The 16,289-nt window shown below is 64.3% G+C and carries 16 protein-coding genes; 14 read left to right on the top strand and 2 right to left on the bottom strand.

The window, feature by feature from the left end; all coding sequences use genetic code 11:
- Positions 1 to 18: 18 nt before the first annotated feature.
- Positions 19 to 663 (top strand): alpha/beta hydrolase family protein, encoded by a 645-nt coding sequence (locus CIT26_RS14310; RefSeq protein ID WP_095493202.1) that lies wholly within the window; start codon positions 19 to 21, stop codon positions 661 to 663.
- Between the two features lie 9 nt (positions 664 to 672).
- A complete protein-coding gene (locus CIT26_RS14305) occupies positions 673 to 1,443 on the top strand; it encodes an exodeoxyribonuclease III (protein WP_095493201.1) in 771 nt (256 codons plus the stop codon).
- A 427-nt stretch (positions 1,444 to 1,870) separates the two neighbouring features.
- On the opposite strand, the gene CIT26_RS14295 is transcribed toward CIT26_RS14305, so the two are convergent.
- A complete protein-coding gene (locus CIT26_RS14295; RefSeq protein WP_095493200.1) occupies positions 1,871 to 2,335 on the bottom strand; it encodes a GFA family protein in 465 nt (154 codons plus the stop codon).
- 227 nt (positions 2,336 to 2,562) lie between these two features.
- On the opposite strand from CIT26_RS14295, the gene CIT26_RS14290 reads away from it, so the two are divergent.
- Both CIT26_RS14290 and CIT26_RS14285 read left to right on the top strand, forming a co-directional pair.
- Entirely contained in the window at positions 2,563 to 4,056 is a 1,494-nt protein-coding gene (locus CIT26_RS14290) for a WD40 repeat domain-containing protein (protein WP_095493199.1), read from the top strand.
- A gap of 332 nt (positions 4,057 to 4,388) precedes the next feature.
- The gene (locus tag CIT26_RS14285) at positions 4,389 to 6,401 is read left to right on the top strand and encodes an amidase (RefSeq protein WP_095493198.1); all 2,013 of its coding nucleotides are present in this window, start codon (positions 4,389 to 4,391) and stop codon (positions 6,399 to 6,401) included.
- A gap of 62 nt (positions 6,402 to 6,463) precedes the next feature.
- Here the strand turns inward: CIT26_RS14285 and CIT26_RS14280 are convergent, their stop codons facing one another.
- On the bottom strand, positions 6,464 to 6,793 hold the full coding sequence (locus CIT26_RS14280) for a hypothetical protein (protein ID WP_095493197.1): 330 nt from the start codon (positions 6,791 to 6,793) through the stop codon (positions 6,464 to 6,466).
- 280 nt (positions 6,794 to 7,073) lie between these two features.
- On the opposite strand from CIT26_RS14280, the gene CIT26_RS14275 reads away from it, so the two are divergent.
- From CIT26_RS14275 to CIT26_RS38770, 10 genes are all read left to right on the top strand, one after another.
- Positions 7,074 to 7,382 carry an exopolysaccharide production repressor protein gene (locus CIT26_RS14275; protein ID WP_095493196.1) on the top strand — a complete coding sequence of 103 codons (309 nt, stop codon included), beginning with the start codon at positions 7,074 to 7,076 and terminating at the stop codon, positions 7,380 to 7,382.
- 239 nt (positions 7,383 to 7,621) lie between these two features.
- Positions 7,622 to 9,244, top strand: a complete 1,623-nt coding sequence (locus CIT26_RS14270; protein WP_095493195.1) for an ABC-F family ATP-binding cassette domain-containing protein — start codon at positions 7,622 to 7,624, stop codon at positions 9,242 to 9,244.
- Between the two features lie 407 nt (positions 9,245 to 9,651).
- Positions 9,652 to 10,956 carry a mechanosensitive ion channel family protein gene (locus CIT26_RS14265; protein ID WP_095493194.1) on the top strand — a complete coding sequence of 435 codons (1,305 nt, stop codon included), beginning with the start codon at positions 9,652 to 9,654 and terminating at the stop codon, positions 10,954 to 10,956.
- 437 nt (positions 10,957 to 11,393) lie between these two features.
- Positions 11,394 to 12,521 (top strand): KamA family radical SAM protein, encoded by a 1,128-nt coding sequence (locus CIT26_RS14260; RefSeq protein WP_095493193.1) that lies wholly within the window; start codon positions 11,394 to 11,396, stop codon positions 12,519 to 12,521.
- Between the two features lie 182 nt (positions 12,522 to 12,703).
- Positions 12,704 to 13,372 carry a BA14K family protein gene (locus CIT26_RS14255; protein ID WP_095493192.1) on the top strand — a complete coding sequence of 223 codons (669 nt, stop codon included), beginning with the start codon at positions 12,704 to 12,706 and terminating at the stop codon, positions 13,370 to 13,372.
- Positions 13,373 to 13,494: 122 nt separating this feature from the next.
- Positions 13,495 to 13,824, top strand: coding sequence for a DUF2934 domain-containing protein (locus CIT26_RS14250; protein WP_095493191.1), 330 nt, complete (start codon positions 13,495 to 13,497; stop codon positions 13,822 to 13,824).
- Between the two features lie 3 nt (positions 13,825 to 13,827).
- Entirely contained in the window at positions 13,828 to 13,977 is a 150-nt protein-coding gene (locus CIT26_RS14245) for a hypothetical protein (RefSeq protein ID WP_023677295.1), read from the top strand.
- 290 nt (positions 13,978 to 14,267) lie between these two features.
- Positions 14,268 to 14,378 (top strand): BA14K family protein, encoded by a 111-nt coding sequence (locus CIT26_RS14240; RefSeq protein WP_095493190.1) that lies wholly within the window; start codon positions 14,268 to 14,270, stop codon positions 14,376 to 14,378.
- Between the two features lie 166 nt (positions 14,379 to 14,544).
- Positions 14,545 to 15,492, top strand: coding sequence for a DUF5996 family protein (locus CIT26_RS14235; protein ID WP_095493189.1), 948 nt, complete (start codon positions 14,545 to 14,547; stop codon positions 15,490 to 15,492).
- A 292-nt stretch (positions 15,493 to 15,784) separates the two neighbouring features.
- Positions 15,785 to 16,276 carry an antibiotic biosynthesis monooxygenase gene (locus tag CIT26_RS38770; protein ID WP_095493188.1) on the top strand — a complete coding sequence of 164 codons (492 nt, stop codon included), beginning with the start codon at positions 15,785 to 15,787 and terminating at the stop codon, positions 16,274 to 16,276.
- Positions 16,277 to 16,289 lie beyond the last annotated feature (13 nt).

Below are 16,289 nucleotides of genomic sequence, written 5' to 3'. Positions count from 1 at the left end.
GTTGGAGTTGTACGCCCCATGACCACCTTCCTCCTCGACGGCCCCGAAACCGCCCCCACCACAATCCTGCTCGCCCATGGCGCCGGTGCGCCGATGGATTCTGCGTCGATGAATGCCACCGCCAAGGCTCTGGCCGAAGCCGGCTTCCGCGTTGCGCGCTTCGAATTCCACTACATGGCGGCCCGCCGCTACGGCCACCGCAAGCCGCCGCCGCGCGCCGAGACGGTGAATCCCGAATACATCAAGGCGATCGCCGACCTCAGGTCGAAGGGCGTGAAGGGGCCGCTCATCATCGGCGGCAAGTCGATGGGCGGACGCGTCGCCTCGATGATCGCCGACGAGATGTTTTCGAAGGGTGAGATTTCAGGGCTGCTTTGCCTCGGCTATCCCTTCCATCCGCCGGGCAAACCGACGCAGCTTCGGACAAAACACCTCGCCGACCTGAGGACGCCGACATTGATTTTCCAAGGCACGCGCGATGAGTTCGGCACCAGGGACGAGGTAGCGACTTACGCATTGTCCGACCGCATCGAGATGCGTTGGCTGGAAGACGGGGACCACGATCTCAAGCCGCGCAAGAGCATCTCCGGCTTCTCCACTGCCGATCATCTGAAGACACTCGCTGATGCGGTGAAGGCGTGGACCGAGCGCATCGTGCGCTGAAGCAGGCCGATGAAGATCGCCACCTTCAACGTCAACAACATCAACGGCCGGCTGCAGAACCTGCTCGCCTGGCTGACTGTCGCCAAGCCCGACATCGTCTGCTTGCAGGAGCTGAAGGCGAGGCAGACGCAGTTTCCGCGCACAGCACTCGCCGCGGCCGGCTATGGCGCGGTGTGGGTGGGGCAGCCGACCTGGAACGGCGTCGCCATACTCGCGCGGGGTTCAGAACCCGTTCTGACCCGCGAGGCGTTGCCCGGCGACGAGGCGGACCAGCAGGCCCGCTACATCGAGGCAGCGGTCAGTGGCATCGTCGTCGCCTGCCTCTATGCGCCGAACGGCAACCCGCAGCCCGGCCCGAAATTCCAGTACAAACTTGCCTGGCATGAGCGCCTGAACGCGCATGCGGCGGAACTGTTCGACACCGGGCTGCCGGTGGTGCTGGCCGGCGACTACAACATCGTGCCCGAGCCGCGCGACATCTACCCAACCCGCTCCTATGACGACAATGCGCTGGTGCAGCCGGAAAGCCGCGCCGCCTTCGCAGCACTGCTCGACCAGGGCTGGACCGACTCACTGCGCAAGAAGCACCCGAAGGAGACGCTCTACACATTCTGGGATTATCGCCGCAACCGCTGGCAGCGCGACGCCGGCCTGCGGCTCGACCATATATTGCTCTCGAAGAAGCTGGCGCGCCGGCTGGCCGCGGCAGGCATCGACCGCTATGTGCGCGGCGAGACCGGCGCCAGCGACCATGCCCCGGTATGGGTGGAGTTGCGGTGAGGGCGGGGAGCCAATCTCCCCCCTGTGGGGCAGGGCAACCGCGTTTGGATTCTTGCGAAGGTGGACCCCCACCCTAACCCTCCCCACAAGGGGGAGGGAACGCTGCCGCGGGCTTTTAACTCCCCTTTGGCGCTGAAAGGCAGGCAATTTGCTGAGGTCGGTGCCAACGCAAGTCTCCCTCCCCCTTGTGGGGAGGGGTTGGGGGTGGGGGTACATCGTAGAGCCAAAGCCTCGGCCTTCCACCCGCGATAGCCCCTGCCACGAGGGCGGAGATGCCCGGCAGGGCAGAGGGGCGCGAAGGATCGCCGGCCGGTTCATCGGGTGACATAGGGGCGCAGGCCGGCGGGACAGCGCCCCCCTCTGTCCTGCCGGACATCTCCCCCACGAGGGGGGAGATTGGCCGTCATCGGCGCTTTCGCCTTACTCCTCACACCGGTCGCGCCCCTTCGCGTGCGAAGGCCTCGATCAAAGGCGCATATCCCTCAAGGTCGGGTTGGGTGGCGAAGCTGTGGCTGGCGGCGGTCGTTGCCCAGGGCAGCCTTTCCGAAGTGAAGACCTCGACGAAGGGTACATACCAATGGTGTTCGTCGAGCATGGTCGCTCGAACATTGACGAAGAAGTCTAGCCCGTGCGGATGCGTGAACATCCAGTTCTTGCAATGCGGGCAGTAGAGTTGCCGGTGCGGCCCATGCATGCCGCCGACCACCGGCTCGCCCTGCGTTATGGTGAAACCGTTGCTTGGCACGGCCATGGTCAGGGAATAAGCGCTCGCGCTCAGCTTCTGACAGCCGGTGCAATGACAGGCCATTGTCAGCAAGGGCGGCGCGCTTATCCGAAAGCGTATCCCGCCGCACAGGCAGCCGCCTTCCCAAGGTAATTTCCACTCATCCATCGTTTGGCCTCGATCGGTCTTGAGCCCTGCCGAGCGATCCTAGCGCACGACCGGGCAACATTGCGGCGACCGAGAGAGTCTCCCGGGCAGATCCGGCGCTTTGGCGCAGGTGAGCGTTTTGCGCTCGCTGTTTGGCTGGTAATCCTCGGAATTGAACCGGGCATCGACAAGCCCGGCGCTGACCGGCATCATTGCGGGCAAAGCGAAAGCGCCCGAGGGGGAGCCCGATGAACAGGTTTGCCGACAGGCTGCTCGCAATGCTGCTGCTGGCGATCGGCATGCTCTGCTTCACACGTGTGTATTTCGCGCTGGGCGGCGGGGGCGCCGGCGAGGCTTTCGCGTCCGCGCGCCTGGCTTTCTTCGGCGCGGCGGGTGTTGTCTCAGCTCTTGCAGCCCTGTTGTTCTGGGCGGGCCTGTTGCCGGGCCGATCGACGCACGATCCGAAGACGCCGCTGTTCGGCAGGGGCGCCGAAACGCAACCCGGCGGACGACCACGCCTGCGGCGGCTCTTCGCCGTCGTTCCGTTCCTCGCCGTGCTCGCTCTGGTGGCCGACCAGCTCGGCCCCTGGTCGCGGCAGCCACAGGACGCCGGCAAAAGCCTGATCGCCGAGCAAACAGTGCCGAGCGCGCCGGAAGGCCAAGACGTCACCAGCGCACCGGCCCCGGAACCGGAAGCGATACAGCCGCCAGCGCCTGCCTCGCCATCCGAGGTCGCGCTGGCCCCACCTGTCTCACCGCCGGAGGCTGCTCCAGCCCCGGCTGCGCCACCGCAGACCGTCGCGCCGCTGCCGCAGGCTCCGCCGCCGCAGCCGACGCAGCCCGATGGCCACCGCGAGCCCGTCGTCTGGCTGGCGGTGGCGCCCGACGGTCTCTCGATCCTGAGCGCCAGCACCGACCGCACGATCAAGCTCTGGGATATCGATGGCAAGCGCCTGATCCGCACCCTCGGCATCCACAAGGACATGGCGCGTACCGCGCTTTTCCTGCCCGATGGGGCGCGGGCGCTGACGGCGGGCGACGACGGCGAGATCGTGCTGCGCCAGCTAGCTGATGGCGCGGTGCTGCATGTCTTCTCGTCAGGCCAGAACGGCGGCGTCAACAAGCTGGCGATCAGCCCCGACGGCAAACGTGCGGTCAGCGGGCACGACACCGGCAGGGTCATCGTCTGGGATATCGAGAAAGGCTCGGTGCTGCATGTGATGCCGGGGCACGACTGGTCGATCAGCGGGGTCGCCGTCTCGCCCGACGGCACACGCGCGATCAGCGGCAGTATCGAGGGCACGCTAAAACTATGGGACATCGGCACCGGCAAGCAGCTGCGCAGCTGGCACGGGCATGAGCGCGGCCCCTATGGCGTCCTGTTCATGGCCGCCGAGCGCCATCTGATCACCGGCAGCGGCGACTATACGATCAAGCTCTGGGATCTCGACAGCGGTCGCGAAGTCCGCCGCCTCGAGGGCCATTCGGGTACGGTCTATGCGCTGGCGCTGTCGGCCGACGGCAAGCGGCTGCTGTCGGGCTCGCTCGACGGCACGGCACGGCTGTGGGACATGGAAACAGGCAACGAGATCGCCCTGTTCGACAGCCGGTCCGGACCGGTCTACGCGGTGGCGTTCGCCGCCGACGGCACGGTGCTGACCGGCGGCTACGACCGCACCATCCGGGACTGGCCGGCGGGCGGCGGTGATGCCGTGGCGCTGTTCCCGGGCGCGCCGGAGTGATGTGCGAAGGTGGCGCGCGACGCTCGACGTTACAGAAAGCAGCGCCGCCGCCGACGCTGCCAATCTCCCCCCTCGTGGGGGAGATGCCCGGCAGGGCAGAGGGGGGCGCGAAGGATCGCCAGCCTTTGCTCTAACTCATTCTCCTCCAGGAACCAGTCTGCGGGCGTAGCTACGAATGGTTGACAGGTCGGCGGGACAGCGCCCCCCTCTGTCCTGCCGGACATCTCCCCCACAAGGGGGGAGATCGGCTGTCACAGCCGCCTTCGCAAAACCCCTTTACGGCATCGGTTTTCGAGGCCAATACCGCCTGAAGACCAAGCGTTGGGGACACCATGACCAATCTCCACATCGTCGAGGCGTTGATCGAACAGCTGCGGCGGGCGCTGGAGGCTGGCACCGTCACCAGCGTCGAGCTCGTCGGCGCCTGTCTGCGCAGGATTGCGCATTACGATCGCCATGGCATCGCCCTCAACGCCGTTCCTGTGCTCAATCCCAAAATGTTCGAGGAGGCGGCCGCGTCCGACCGGCGCCGCAGGAATGGCGCGACCCTCGGTCCGCTGGACGGCATTCCCTACACCGCCAAGGACAGCTACAAGGTATCAGGCCTGACGGTCGCCGCCGGCTCGCCCGCCTTCGAGCACCTCACGGCCAACGAGGACGCCTTTACCATCGGGCGGCTGCGGGCCGGCGGCGCGGTGCTGATCGGGCTCACCAACATGCCGCCGATGGCCAATGGCGGCATGCAGCGCGGCGTCTACGGCCGGGCGGAGAGCCCCTACAATGCCGAATACCTGACCGCCGCCTTCGCGTCGGGCTCGTCGAACGGTTCCGGGACAGCGACCGCCGCCAGCTTCGCCGCCTTCGGGCTCGGCGAGGAGACATGGTCGTCCGGCCGGGCGCCGGCGTCGAACAATGCTCTGGTCGCCTACACGCCGTCGCGCGGCGTCATTTCGGTGCGCGGCAACTGGCCGCTGGTGCCGACGATGGACGTGGTGGTGCCGCATACGCGCAGCGTGCCGGATATGCTCGAACTGCTCGACGTGATCGTCGCCGACGACCCCGACACCACCGGCGATTTTTGGCGCGCGCAGCCCTGGGTGGCGCTGCCAAAAAGCTCGGCCGTGCGGCCGCCGCGCTACACCGGGCTCAGACTGGAGGGCGCGCTGCAAGGCGTGCGGCTCGGCGTGCCCCGCATGTATATCGGCCGCGATATGGAGGCTGACGTGCCGATCCAGACCCGCGCCTCGGTGCTGGAGCTGTGGGAGCAGGCGGCAGCGGATCTGCGGCGGCTCGGCGCTGATGTGGTCGAGGTCGTTTTCCCTGTCGTCTCCAACTACGAGCGCGACCGGCCGGGCACAAAAAACATGGTCGATCGCCGGCTGGTGCCGGAAGAATTCGGCGAACGCGAGATATGGGATCTGTGCGTCTTCGCCTGGGACGATTTTCTGCGCACCAATGCCGACCCCGCGATCCCCGATCTCGATTCGGTCGACGGCCCAAAAATCTTTCCGCAGCCGCCGGGCGCGCTGCCGGACCGCTATGGCGACAGCTTCGATCTGGCGGAATATGTCGAGCGGGCCAAACGCGGCGTCACCCAATTCCTGGCCATTCCCGAGCTGGAGGCTGGGCTGAAGGGCCTTGAGGCGACGCGGCGCATCGACTTCGAGGACTGGCTCGACGCGCAAGGGCTCGACGCGGTGGTGTTTCCCGCCGTCGCCGATGTCGGGGCGGCCGATGCGGATGTCAACGAGGCGTCCGCAGCGCTGGCGTGGCGCAACGGCACCTGGGTCGCCAACGGCAATCTGGTGTGGCGCCATCTCGGTATTCCGACCGTCACCGTGCCGATGGGCACGTTGGCCGATATCGGCATGCCGGTCGGCCTCAGCTTCGCCGGCAAGGCATATGACGACACCCGGCTGCTGCGGCTGGCCGGCGACTTCGAGCGTTTTGGCCAGCGCCGCAACCGGCCGCCGCGCACTCCGGAACTTCCCGACGATATCTTTCCCGCCCGGCCTGCCGCCCGCCAGCCCGGCGAGGCGCCGCCGCTGACCGTCACGCTTGCCGCCGAGACGCGTAATGGGGGTGATCAAGACGAGATAACAGTCACGCTAGATGTGGCCGGAACGGGAATCGAGACCAGCGTGAAAGTCCATGTCAACGGCGAGCCCATTCGCATGCAGCGGACCGCCGCGCGCTTCACCGGGCGTGCAGTCGTACCGGCCAAAGAGCACGAGAGAATCCACAGCGTCTGGCGCGGCTCCTACGGCTCGATCGTCACCGCCGTCGTGCGTCTGGAAGACGGACGCGCCGCAGGCGCCTACGTGGTGACCGGTGGAATTGGATGATCACCGCGCTTCGCCTTGTGCTGCGGCATGCAGCACGTCTGCGGCCAGCCCCTCAATCCGCGTTAATCCGGCTTGCAGGGGTCGGCCTTGGCCGCCGCTGTCTTTTCACCCTCCTGCTGCGCCTCGACATCCTGCTGCGAAGTGGCAAGGTTTTTATCCCCACCGGCTTCCTGGTTGGCAAGCGGCATGGTGTTGCCGGTCTTGTTGGTCGGGCCGCCCTCTACCCTGTTGCCGGCATTCGCATCAGTTTCGAGGGGCGCACGCGTTGCGTCTTTTGCGACGCCTGATTGAGCTTCGATCGATGCGGTCGTCTCATGGCAGGTGGCGCTTGCCGTGCCGGCGCTCAGGCCGATCATAGAGGTGGCGAGCAAAATAGCGGTAAACGTCTTCATCTCATTCTCCTTTCGGTGTTTGAGGCTGTCTTTCTAAACTGCTGGCACTATCCGAGGTTCCGCTATTCAGTTCGAACCTCGAATCTGAACGTCCCGCGGACCTTCCGAAACGGAGCCAAGTAACCCGTAAACCATAAGTTGCACCATGGCAGCCGCTGCTCGACATGGTACTTGCGCCGCACCTAAAATAATGGGATGCTGGTTCCGGGTATTGGGTAACGAGTGGGTAAGGGGGAAGGCGTCTCGGCTGTTGTAAGTTCCCGGACGGCTTTGAAAGTTCATGAATGTTCTGCAGTTCCTGGTGGGCATGCTCACCATGTCGTTCATCGTGGCGATCTCGACTTATTGGGCAACGGGTTCAATCTGGAAGGCGACCGGCGGAACGGTCATTGCCTTGATCGTTTTGCAAATTGGGTATTTTGCGTACCTCCTCTGGGCGGCCAATAGGCCCGGAGCGGAAGCCGCAGAAGATGCCACTCCGAGAGCACTACCTGGCTCGGCCATGGAGCTGGTGTCCGGCTCTAGAGCCTTTTTTCAGCCAAGTGAAATCACTTGGCGCCGTAGAAATGCGGCTAAAACAAATAGATAGAGCGGGAAGCCCAATTTGGTTTGAACGCATCCGCTCTAGCTGAGACCGGAACCGAAGGCCATCAGTTCGAGACCGGTCCGTTCCGGGAATGTCCATTGGACGTCCCGCAGGGTCAGCCAACCATATATATTAGCCCGGTTCGGACAATTTGGCACGCAACCTCATGCTTTGCGGGCTTCCGCAGGCGCGGCCTATCGCGTATTGGCGCGGTGAAAATCCCTTGGGCACGCGTGAAAAGCATGATTCGACTGGAAAGCATCAGCAAGCAGAACGGCCGGCAGATGGTCTTCATCGAGGCCTCCGCCTCCTTGCAGAAGGGCGAGAAGGTCGGGCTGGTCGGCCCCAACGGCGCCGGCAAGACGACGCTGTTTCGCATGATCAACGGCGAGGAGCAGCCCGACGAGGGCCAGGTATGCGTCGATCGCGGCGTCACCATCGGCTATTTCAGCCAGGATGTCGGCGACATGGCGGGCCGCAGCGCGGTAGCCGAAGTGATGGACGGCGCCGGGCCGGTGAGCGAAGTGGCGGCCGAGATGGGCGAACTCGAAGCCGCCATGGGCGATCCTGATCGCGCCGATGAGATGGACGCGATCATCGCCCGCTACGGCGACCTGCAGGCGCGGTTCGAGGAGCTCGACGGATATGCGCTGGATGGCCGCGCCCGCGAGGTGCTGGACGGCCTCGGCTTCAGCCAGGAGATGATGGACGGCGACGTCGGAAAACTTTCCGGCGGCTGGAAAATGCGCGTGGCGCTGGCGAGGATCCTGCTGATGCGGCCCGACGCCATGCTGCTCGACGAGCCGAGCAACCATCTCGACCTGGAAAGCCTGATCTGGCTGGAGCAGTTCCTGAAGAACTATGACGGCGCGCTGCTGATGACCTCGCACGACCGCGAGTTCATGAACCGCATCGTGAACAAGGTGGTCGAGATCGATGGCGGCGCGCTGACCGCTTACTCCGGCAACTATGAATTCTACCAGCAGCAGCGGGCGATCGCCGACAGGCAGCAGCAGGCGCAGTTCGAGCGCCAGCAGGCGATGCTGGCCAAGGAGATCGCCTTCATCGAGCGCTTCAAGGCGCGCGCCTCGCATGCCGCCCAGGTGCAGAGCCGGGTGAAGAAGCTGGAGAAGATCGACCGCGTCGAGCCGCTCAAGCGCCGCCAAAAAGTGTCGTTCGACTTCCAGCCGGCGCCGCGCTGCGGCGAGGACGTGGTGACGCTGAAGAACGTCCACAAGGGCTATGGCAGCCGCTCGATCTACGAGGGGCTGGATTTCCAGGTGCGCCGCCGCGAGCGCTGGTGCGTGATGGGCATCAACGGCGCCGGCAAGTCGACGCTGTTGAAGCTGGTGGCCGGCGCATCCGAGCCGGACAATGGCACGGTGGCGCGCGGGCCGAGCGTCAGGATGGGCTATTTCGCCCAGCACGCCATGGAAGTGCTGGAGGGCGAGCGCACCGTGTTCCAGACGCTGGAGGACGCCTTTCCGCAGGCGGGCCAGGCGCCGCTCAGGGCGCTTGCCGGCTGCTTCGGTTTTTCCGGCGACGAGATCGAGAAGAAATGCCGGGTGCTGTCGGGCGGCGAGAAGGCGCGGCTGGTGATGGCGCTGATGCTGTTCGACCCGCCCAACCTTCTGGTGTTGGACGAGCCGACCAACCACCTCGACATCGCCACCAAGGAAATGCTGATCACAGCGCTCTCGCAATATGAGGGCACCATGCTGTTCGTCTCGCACGATCGGCATTTTCTCGCGGCGCTGTCGAACCGCGTGCTGGAACTGACGCCCGAGGGCATCCACACCTATGGCGGCGGCTATACGGAGTATGTCGAGCGCACCGGGCAGGAAGCGCCTGGGCTGCGGAGCTAAGCTGCCGCGAGGGCAACAGGGGGCGGAGCGGCTCGGCGTCGTTGACCTGAGGGGGGGACTGGCGCCGAGCCTAACCGGTTGGGGGGTAGATCACCGGCCACTTAGATACATACCCCCAAGCTAATTTAAGCGCAAGCTAATGTTATGCGTTAGCGCTTTCCAGCGGTTGTTTCTAATCAATGGATGTTTCCGGCTGGCCGCGCGCTTAAACCGGGTGCTGGAACTGGCGCCAGAGGGCATCCGTGGCGGCGGCTGACATGTCCAGCGCACCGGCCAGAGGCGCCGGGACTGCGGGGCTGAGGCGCAGAGCGGGGGCGCTGAAGGCGTCTCGATCGCCGGCTTGACCGTTCACGAGGCCGGCGACATTGTGATGTTGCTGTTCGCCAGTCCATAGCGGTCGTGTGGGAATGGATTTTCGCAACGCCATCGATGAATCGCTGGCCTGGGCCAGCCGATGGTTCGACTACGCCGTCACGCCGTGGTTCTTCTATCAGGCTGCCATCATCGTCGTGCTCTTCCTGGTCGCGAAGCTCGCGGCGCAGCGCATCGAACCGCTCGTGGAGAACCGGGCACGCCAGATCAAGGGGCATCCCGGACTGTTGAGGGTCGTGGTTGCCCTGCTGCGGCGCACCGACTGGATCCTGTTCACGGTCTTCCTGCTTGCCGCGCTCATTCTCATGCGCGCCGTCACCTGGCCAAGCCGGAGCCATTTCATCTATATCGCGCTCTCGCTATCCCTCGCGTGGCTGTTCGCGTCGGTGCTGTCGCGCATCATCCGCAATCGCTTTGTCGCGCGGGCTCTCGGCTGGCTGACCTGGATCTATGCGGCCCTCGTCATCCTGGGCATCGATGACGACACCGCGGCGTTCCTTGACGGCCTGGCAATACCTTTGGGCGCAGTGCGCCTTTCGGCGCTCATGGTGCTGAAGGCGGCGCTGCTGCTGATCGCGACGGTTTGGCTTGCGGTGGTCGTCGGCAAGTATGTCGATGAGCGCGTCCGGATCTCCGAAGAGCTGACACCCTCGATCCGCGTCCTCGTCGGCAAGGTCGCAAAGGTCGGCCTTGTGCTGGTGGCGGGTGCCATCGCCCTGTCTTCCGTCGGTCTCGACCTGACCGCTCTGACGATATTTTCCGGTGCCGTCGGCGTCGGCCTGGCTTTCGGGCTGCAAAAGGTCGTTTCAAATTTCGTCTCCGGCATGATCATCCTGCTCGACAAGTCGATCAAGCCGGGCGACACCATTTCGCTCGAAGGCACGTTCGGCTGGGTACGCGAATTGCGGGCGCGGTTTGTCTCGGTGGTGACGCGCGACGGCCGCGAATACCTGATCCCGAACGAAGACTTCATCACCCAAAGGGTCATCAACTGGTCGTTCAGCGATAACCTTGTGCGGCTCGACGTGAATTTCGGGGTCTCTTACGACGCCGACCCGCATAAGGTCAGCGAACTGGCGATAGCGGCCGCCATGAGCGTCGGCCGGGTCGAAGCGGACCGGCGGCCGGTCTGCTGGCTCACGGACTTCGGCGAGTCCTCGCTCAATTTCGTGCTGCGCTTCTGGATCCACGACCCTCAGCAAGGTCTGACCAACGTGCGCGGCAGGGTCCTGCTGGCGCTGTGGGACACTTTTAGGGAAAACGGCATCGACATCCCCTATCCGCATCGCGAGATCATCATGAAGCCGGATGGCGGCGCCGGGAAATCACGCGGGCGCTGATGGGTTTCGAGCGGGATGCTCGCTGCCTCCGGCGTCGCGCCGGGGAGCCGTCTCGCAGCACTCTCGCGCGTGCTGGAACTGACGCTGGAGGGATTCATGCCCTCGGCGGGACTTCCCCTCTCCGTCTCGGCTTAGCCGAGCCACCTCTCCCCACTTTGTGGGGCGAGGAACCCAGGTTCTGCAAGGCCGCGCCACTTTCCCACATCACCACCTCCACTATGGAGAAGGGTCGAGAGATTGCCTATCGCGAGTGGCAGCCGTCGAAAGCCTGGGTTCCTCGCCCCCGCGGAGCGGGGGAGAGGTGGCTCGGCGAAGCCGAGACGGAGAGGGGGTCTTTCGCGAGCGCGGCCTTTTCGTCCCTGCCATCCCGGCAACGCTTATTGCCTTCAAGCCTTGGCTCCAATGCTGTATCCAGCCTCGAACTCAAGGAGCCTTCGATGACCTCACACCGCGACGACGCCAGCATGGATGCAGTCGGCGTGTCTGCCGACGATGACATCACGTGGCAGGGCGATGTTCGCGCGGGCGTGCGGCAGGTGCGCGATCTGGATTCCCTGCCGCTGTCGCCAGCCGAGCGCTCGGCGGCTCAAGCCGCGGCCACGCGCCACAAGGTTCGCATCCCAAAAGCCTATCTCGACCTGATCGACTGGACCGACCCCGCCGATCCCATCCGGGCGCAGGTCATCCCGTCGCCCGAAGAACTGACCGAGCAGGAAGGCGAGCTCGACGATCCGATCGCCGACCATGCCTTCAGTCCGGTGCCGCGATTGACGCATCGCCATGCCGACCGGGTGCTGTTGTTCCCGACCTATCAATGCGCGGTCTATTGCCGGTTCTGCTTCCGCAAGGAATCCCTCACCTCGATCGGCCGCGGTTTTTCGCGCGAGGCGCTGGAGCCGGCCTTTGCCTATATCGCGGCCCACCCCGAAATCCGCGAGGTGATCCTGACCGGCGGCGACCCGCTGTCGCTGCCGGACAAGGCGCTGGCGGAAATCCGCGCCCGCATCGAGGCGGTTTCGCATGTGCGGCTCTTACGCCTCCACACGCGTGTGCCCGTCGCGCTGCCCTCGCGCGTCACATCGGGGCTGGTTCGCTCCCTGCAGGGCCGGCTGATGGTCACGGTCGTCACCCATTTCAACCACGCGCGGGAGATCACTGATGCCGCCGAGCAGGCCTGCAGCGCGTTGCGGCAAGGCGGCTTCGTGCTGCTGAACCAGAGCGTTCTGCTGAAAGGCGTCAACGACACGGTCGAGGTGCTGGAGGAGCTGTGCCGGGAGCTGATGTACCGCCTCGGCGTCAAACCCTATTACCTGCACCACGGCGACCTCGCCCGCGGCATGGCGCACCGGCGCACCACTATTCACCAGGGACAGGCGCTGGTCAGCGCCTTGCGGGCGCGCCTGTCGGGAATCTGCAACCCCGTTTATGTACTGGACCTGCCGGACGGCGGCGGCAAAGTGCCGCTCGGCCCGTGCTATGTCGAGGCGCAGGACGGCGAGACCTGGCGGATTCGCGGGCAGGATGGCGAGCTGAGGACCTATACGGAGCTTGTTGGCGACCCTTGAAAGCTCGGTTCCTCGCCCCCGCAAAGCGGGGGAGAGGTGGCTCGGCGAAGCCGAGACGGAGAGGGGGCCTTTCGAGAAACGGAGACTTTCCCTTCAGCGCCACAAGCCCCAAACTGCCGCGCCTCGTTGGAACCGGATCCAATGCCTCGCATTTTAAAGATGACGGGGTAAAGGAGCGTGGCGTGAAAGCCTTATCGGCGGTACTTGGCGGCTTCGTGCTGACGTTGGCGGTTTTCGCCAGCGGATTGGCCTTCGCCGTCTGGATTCTTTCCGCCGAGCCGGTGCGGCAGGCCGCTCCGACTTCCAGCGTCGCCGAACTGTGGCCAAGGGAGCCGCGGAAGGTGAACCCCGCTTCGCAGCATCTTGAGCGCCTTCCCGCCGCCGAGGTCCCACGCGAGTTCCCAGAGATCCCAGTTGATCGCACCTCGAAACCTGCCGATGCAGCAGCTCCGGCGCCCGAACCCACCGTAACCGGCTCTATCAAGCCGGCAACGGACGAGCAGCAGGCCATGCCCGCCGCCCATGTGCAATGGTGCGCAAGCCGCTACCGCTCCTACAGGCCAGGCGACGACCACTACACATCCTACAGCGGAGAGCAGCGTCCCTGCATCTCGCCCTATCTCGATGCCGGCCCGGTCGAGCCCGCCGCACAACCTCCCGACGATGGCGCCAGCTATGTCGAGGCGACCCACACGTGGCCAATGGATGGCGACGTTCCGTCGGATGAAACCGCCGCCGCCCAGCTTCCGCCCGACCACGTGGACTATTGCTTCAGCCGCTACCGCTCCTATCGACCGGAAGACAACAGCTACCAGCCCTACTCCGGCGGCCCGCGCCGGCAGTGCGAGTAGGGCAGGGGGCGGGTGGCGGGCCGCCGCAGTGCATGGCGCCTTGCGCGACCAACGATCCCGCAGATTTCTTGGATCGTTCGGGATGGCGCGGCGTTCATCCGATACCCAAAGGAGGAATCAACATGGGCGACGACCGGGAAGACAAGATTCGTGAGCGCGCATACCAGATCTGGGAACGTGAAGGCGGGATCCATGACGATCCCGAGCGGCACTGGCACCGGGCCGAGGCCGAGATCGACAGGGAGGCAGCCCTGCCGCTGACAGCAGGCGATGCCCTGCCGGAAACCCGCGAGGTCGCGAGCTCCGACGTCTTGACGGTGGAGGCCCTGGCGGTGCGCACCGGCATATCGGGCGAACAGGCGCAGGAGCTGATCGACAGGCTGGGCAACGACCGGGCGGCGATCGAACAAGCCGCGCGCAACCTCAAGGGGAAGCAGCGGCTCGGGGAGTGACAGATGATCAGAAAGCTCAAAGACGGAAAATACCGCCTCTATTCGCGCAAGAAGGACGAAAAGACCGGCAAGCGCCGCAATCTCGGGACGTTTGACACCCGCGAGGCTGCGGAGAAGCACGAACGCGAGGTGCAGTATTTCAAGAGGCATTGAGGGGGCGTGCCGTCGCTTGCCAGCCAGCCGCGCCGGATGCCTGGCGAGCCTGCGAGGACTGCGGCCACGCATCTCTGCGCCGGACATACGAGAACATGGTGCGGGATTTAGCACGGTACGCAAATTGTTCAGAACCGTAGCTGATGCACCTCGCGCAAGCGGCATCAACCTTTCAGTGACGAAGCGTTCGCTTGCGACGTGGCCAAGCGGACTATTTTACTCTCTAAATGCATCACCGCGCCGCTCCCGACGATGGCGCCAGCTATGTCGAGGCGAGGGACACGTAGCCAATGGACGGGGACGTTCCGCCGGATGAAACCGGCGCCGCCCAGCTTTCGCCCGACCACGTGCAATATTGCTTCAGCCGCTACCGCTCCTACCGGCCGGAAGACAACAGCTAGCGTGCAGCGGCAGGCCGGCCCACTACGTTGCCCGAGAGGTCGTCTCCCCTTGGCCCCCCACGCCGTCGCCGCCAGCAAGAAGCTTCCTCTTTGCCAGCATCGATGGTGATATGAATACGGGTGGTAATGAGATTCTATTCAAGCTCCATCGAGTTAGGTTGGCCCAATGAATGAACGCATCCAGGAAAGGTGGCCGGATATACCGTACGGTCCTTGGCGCAGTACGTGTTCCGCGCTGCATCTTTATATTCAGATCATAGGGAAATATCGGCTCGCCCGCTCACCGTGGGTGAACCATTCCTGGCATGCGACCCTTTACACTGACGCTCGCGGTTTCACGACCGGCCTAGTGCCAGATGGACCAGGCGGGATCGAATTGAGCCTCGATCTGATCAACCATGAGGTGGTCGGACGAGCAACCGATGGACGCATTGCCCGGTTCCCGCTTGAGCCGATGTCGGTCGCCTTCTTTCATGGGCGCGCGTTGGATCTCATTCGTACTCTCGGTGGGACGCCGGAGTTGCATGGCAGGCCGAACGAGATTCCGGAGGCTATTCCGTTCGCCGAAGACAGGATGGAACGCCCCTACGATGCCAATGCTGTGACACGGTTCTTCAGGGCATGTGTGGCAGTGACGAACGTGCTCCAGATCTTCCGTACGGCGTATCTCGGCAAGGTGAGCCCGGTGCATCTCTTCTGGGGAAGTTTTGACATTGCCGTGACACGCTTTTCCGGTCGACGCGCGCCCTCACATCCAGGTGGTATTCCGGCCCTGCCTGACGAGATCACCCGCGAGGCCTACAGCCACGAAGTCTCGTCAGCTGGCTTCTGGCCAGGTGGGGGAGCAATCGACTTTCCCGCATTCTATTCCTATGCATACCCGATGCCGACCGGTTTTGCAGCTGCAAGAATTTCTCCTGAAGCCGCATATTACGATGAAAACCTCGGAGAATTTCTGCTGCCCTATGATGCGGTCCGGCTTGCCAACAATCCAGAAGACATGCTCATGACCTTTTTGGAAAGCACGTATCGCGCCGCTGCTGAACTTGGTGATTGGGACAGGGCTGCGCTCGAGTGCAAGGTTGGGAAACCTCGACAACCTCGGCCCATGTGAGACACACAGGATTCGACTGAACTGACGACTTTTCCGACCACTAGATTGTAGTCGTTCCGGGCGAACTTGGGCCGAAATCTTCCGGTCCGTTTTCGAAACACAGTTGGCTGAAGCGGACATTCGGCAAACGACCTTAGCGGACAATTGCCGAAACCGCCGGGGAGCATGACCGCACAGGCGGCTCTCTTGGGCGACGTTGCAGTCCCAACACCTCAATTGCGCATCAAACCGAAATCGCGCAACGTGGCTCGTCCGACGCATCCTGTTGGGCAGAGGTGATGGAGGTAGTGAGATGATAATGCGCGTCTACCGCTGCTCTGTCGTTGCTGGCAAAGAGGCGGAATTCAGAGAATTCGCATTCAAGAAGAGCCACCCATGGCTGCGCAAGCAGCCCGGCCTGATCGCTTTCTACGCGGGGAGGCCGCTGCCTGACAGCGGTGAGCGCGCCCGTTGCATGGTTCAGATTTGGGAAAGCATAGCCGCAATCAAAGCCGCAGTCGGCGAAGATTGGCGCAGCGGCAATGTTGTCGGAACTCTATGGGGGTCTCTGGATCAATGCCGCGCACGGCCGCGCTCGCATAGGTTGGTTGCACTAGCAGCGTGCCTGTGGTCTGTCTGCCGCCGCTTCGTCAGCACGAAGCTCAGGTCGCGTCAGGCTCTAAACCCCAAGCCCCCCGGCCAGAGGCTGATGCGACCGTTCTTGAGTACCGGACCGCGTTGGCGACGATCGCGCTCAACAACGAAGACGTCGCGATCTTGCGCGGCCATGGAGGCCGAGGGCTAGCCGTGCTGCGTAG

Source organism: Mesorhizobium temperatum, from assembly GCF_002284575.1.
Classification (GTDB): Bacteria; Pseudomonadota; Alphaproteobacteria; order Rhizobiales; family Rhizobiaceae; genus Mesorhizobium; species Mesorhizobium temperatum.
The sequence above is the reverse complement of the archived record's forward strand: the minus strand, read 5'-3'. Positions and strand labels throughout refer to the sequence as shown.

What these genes read in the sequence shown, in the direction of transcription:
- CIT26_RS14265 (WP_095493194.1), top strand. Translation starts at nt 9,652, where the DNA reads ATGGATTTTCGCAACGCCATCGATGAATCGCTGGCCTGGGCCAGCCGA.
- CIT26_RS14270 (WP_095493195.1), top strand. Translation starts at nt 7,622, where the DNA reads ATGATTCGACTGGAAAGCATCAGCAAGCAGAACGGCCGGCAGATGGTC.
- CIT26_RS14285 (WP_095493198.1), top strand. Translation starts at nt 4,389, where the DNA reads ATGACCAATCTCCACATCGTCGAGGCGTTGATCGAACAGCTGCGGCGG.
- CIT26_RS14275 (WP_095493196.1), top strand. Translation starts at nt 7,074, where the DNA reads ATGAATGTTCTGCAGTTCCTGGTGGGCATGCTCACCATGTCGTTCATC.
- CIT26_RS14310 (WP_095493202.1), top strand. Translation starts at nt 19, where the DNA reads ATGACCACCTTCCTCCTCGACGGCCCCGAAACCGCCCCCACCACAATC.
- CIT26_RS14250 (WP_095493191.1), top strand. Translation starts at nt 13,495, where the DNA reads ATGGGCGACGACCGGGAAGACAAGATTCGTGAGCGCGCATACCAGATC.
- CIT26_RS38770 (WP_095493188.1), top strand. Translation starts at nt 15,785, where the DNA reads ATGATAATGCGCGTCTACCGCTGCTCTGTCGTTGCTGGCAAAGAGGCG.
- CIT26_RS14280 (WP_095493197.1), bottom strand. Translation starts at nt 6,793, where the DNA reads ATGAAGACGTTTACCGCTATTTTGCTCGCCACCTCTATGATCGGCCTG.
- CIT26_RS14295 (WP_095493200.1), bottom strand. Translation starts at nt 2,335, where the DNA reads ATGGATGAGTGGAAATTACCTTGGGAAGGCGGCTGCCTGTGCGGCGGG.
- CIT26_RS14245 (WP_023677295.1), top strand. Translation starts at nt 13,828, where the DNA reads ATGATCAGAAAGCTCAAAGACGGAAAATACCGCCTCTATTCGCGCAAG.
- CIT26_RS14260 (WP_095493193.1), top strand. Translation starts at nt 11,394, where the DNA reads ATGACCTCACACCGCGACGACGCCAGCATGGATGCAGTCGGCGTGTCT.
- CIT26_RS14235 (WP_095493189.1), top strand. Translation starts at nt 14,545, where the DNA reads ATGAATGAACGCATCCAGGAAAGGTGGCCGGATATACCGTACGGTCCT.
- CIT26_RS14305 (WP_095493201.1), top strand. Translation starts at nt 673, where the DNA reads ATGAAGATCGCCACCTTCAACGTCAACAACATCAACGGCCGGCTGCAG.
- CIT26_RS14290 (WP_095493199.1), top strand. Translation starts at nt 2,563, where the DNA reads ATGAACAGGTTTGCCGACAGGCTGCTCGCAATGCTGCTGCTGGCGATC.
- CIT26_RS14240 (WP_095493190.1), top strand. Translation starts at nt 14,268, where the DNA reads ATGGACGGGGACGTTCCGCCGGATGAAACCGGCGCCGCCCAGCTTTCG.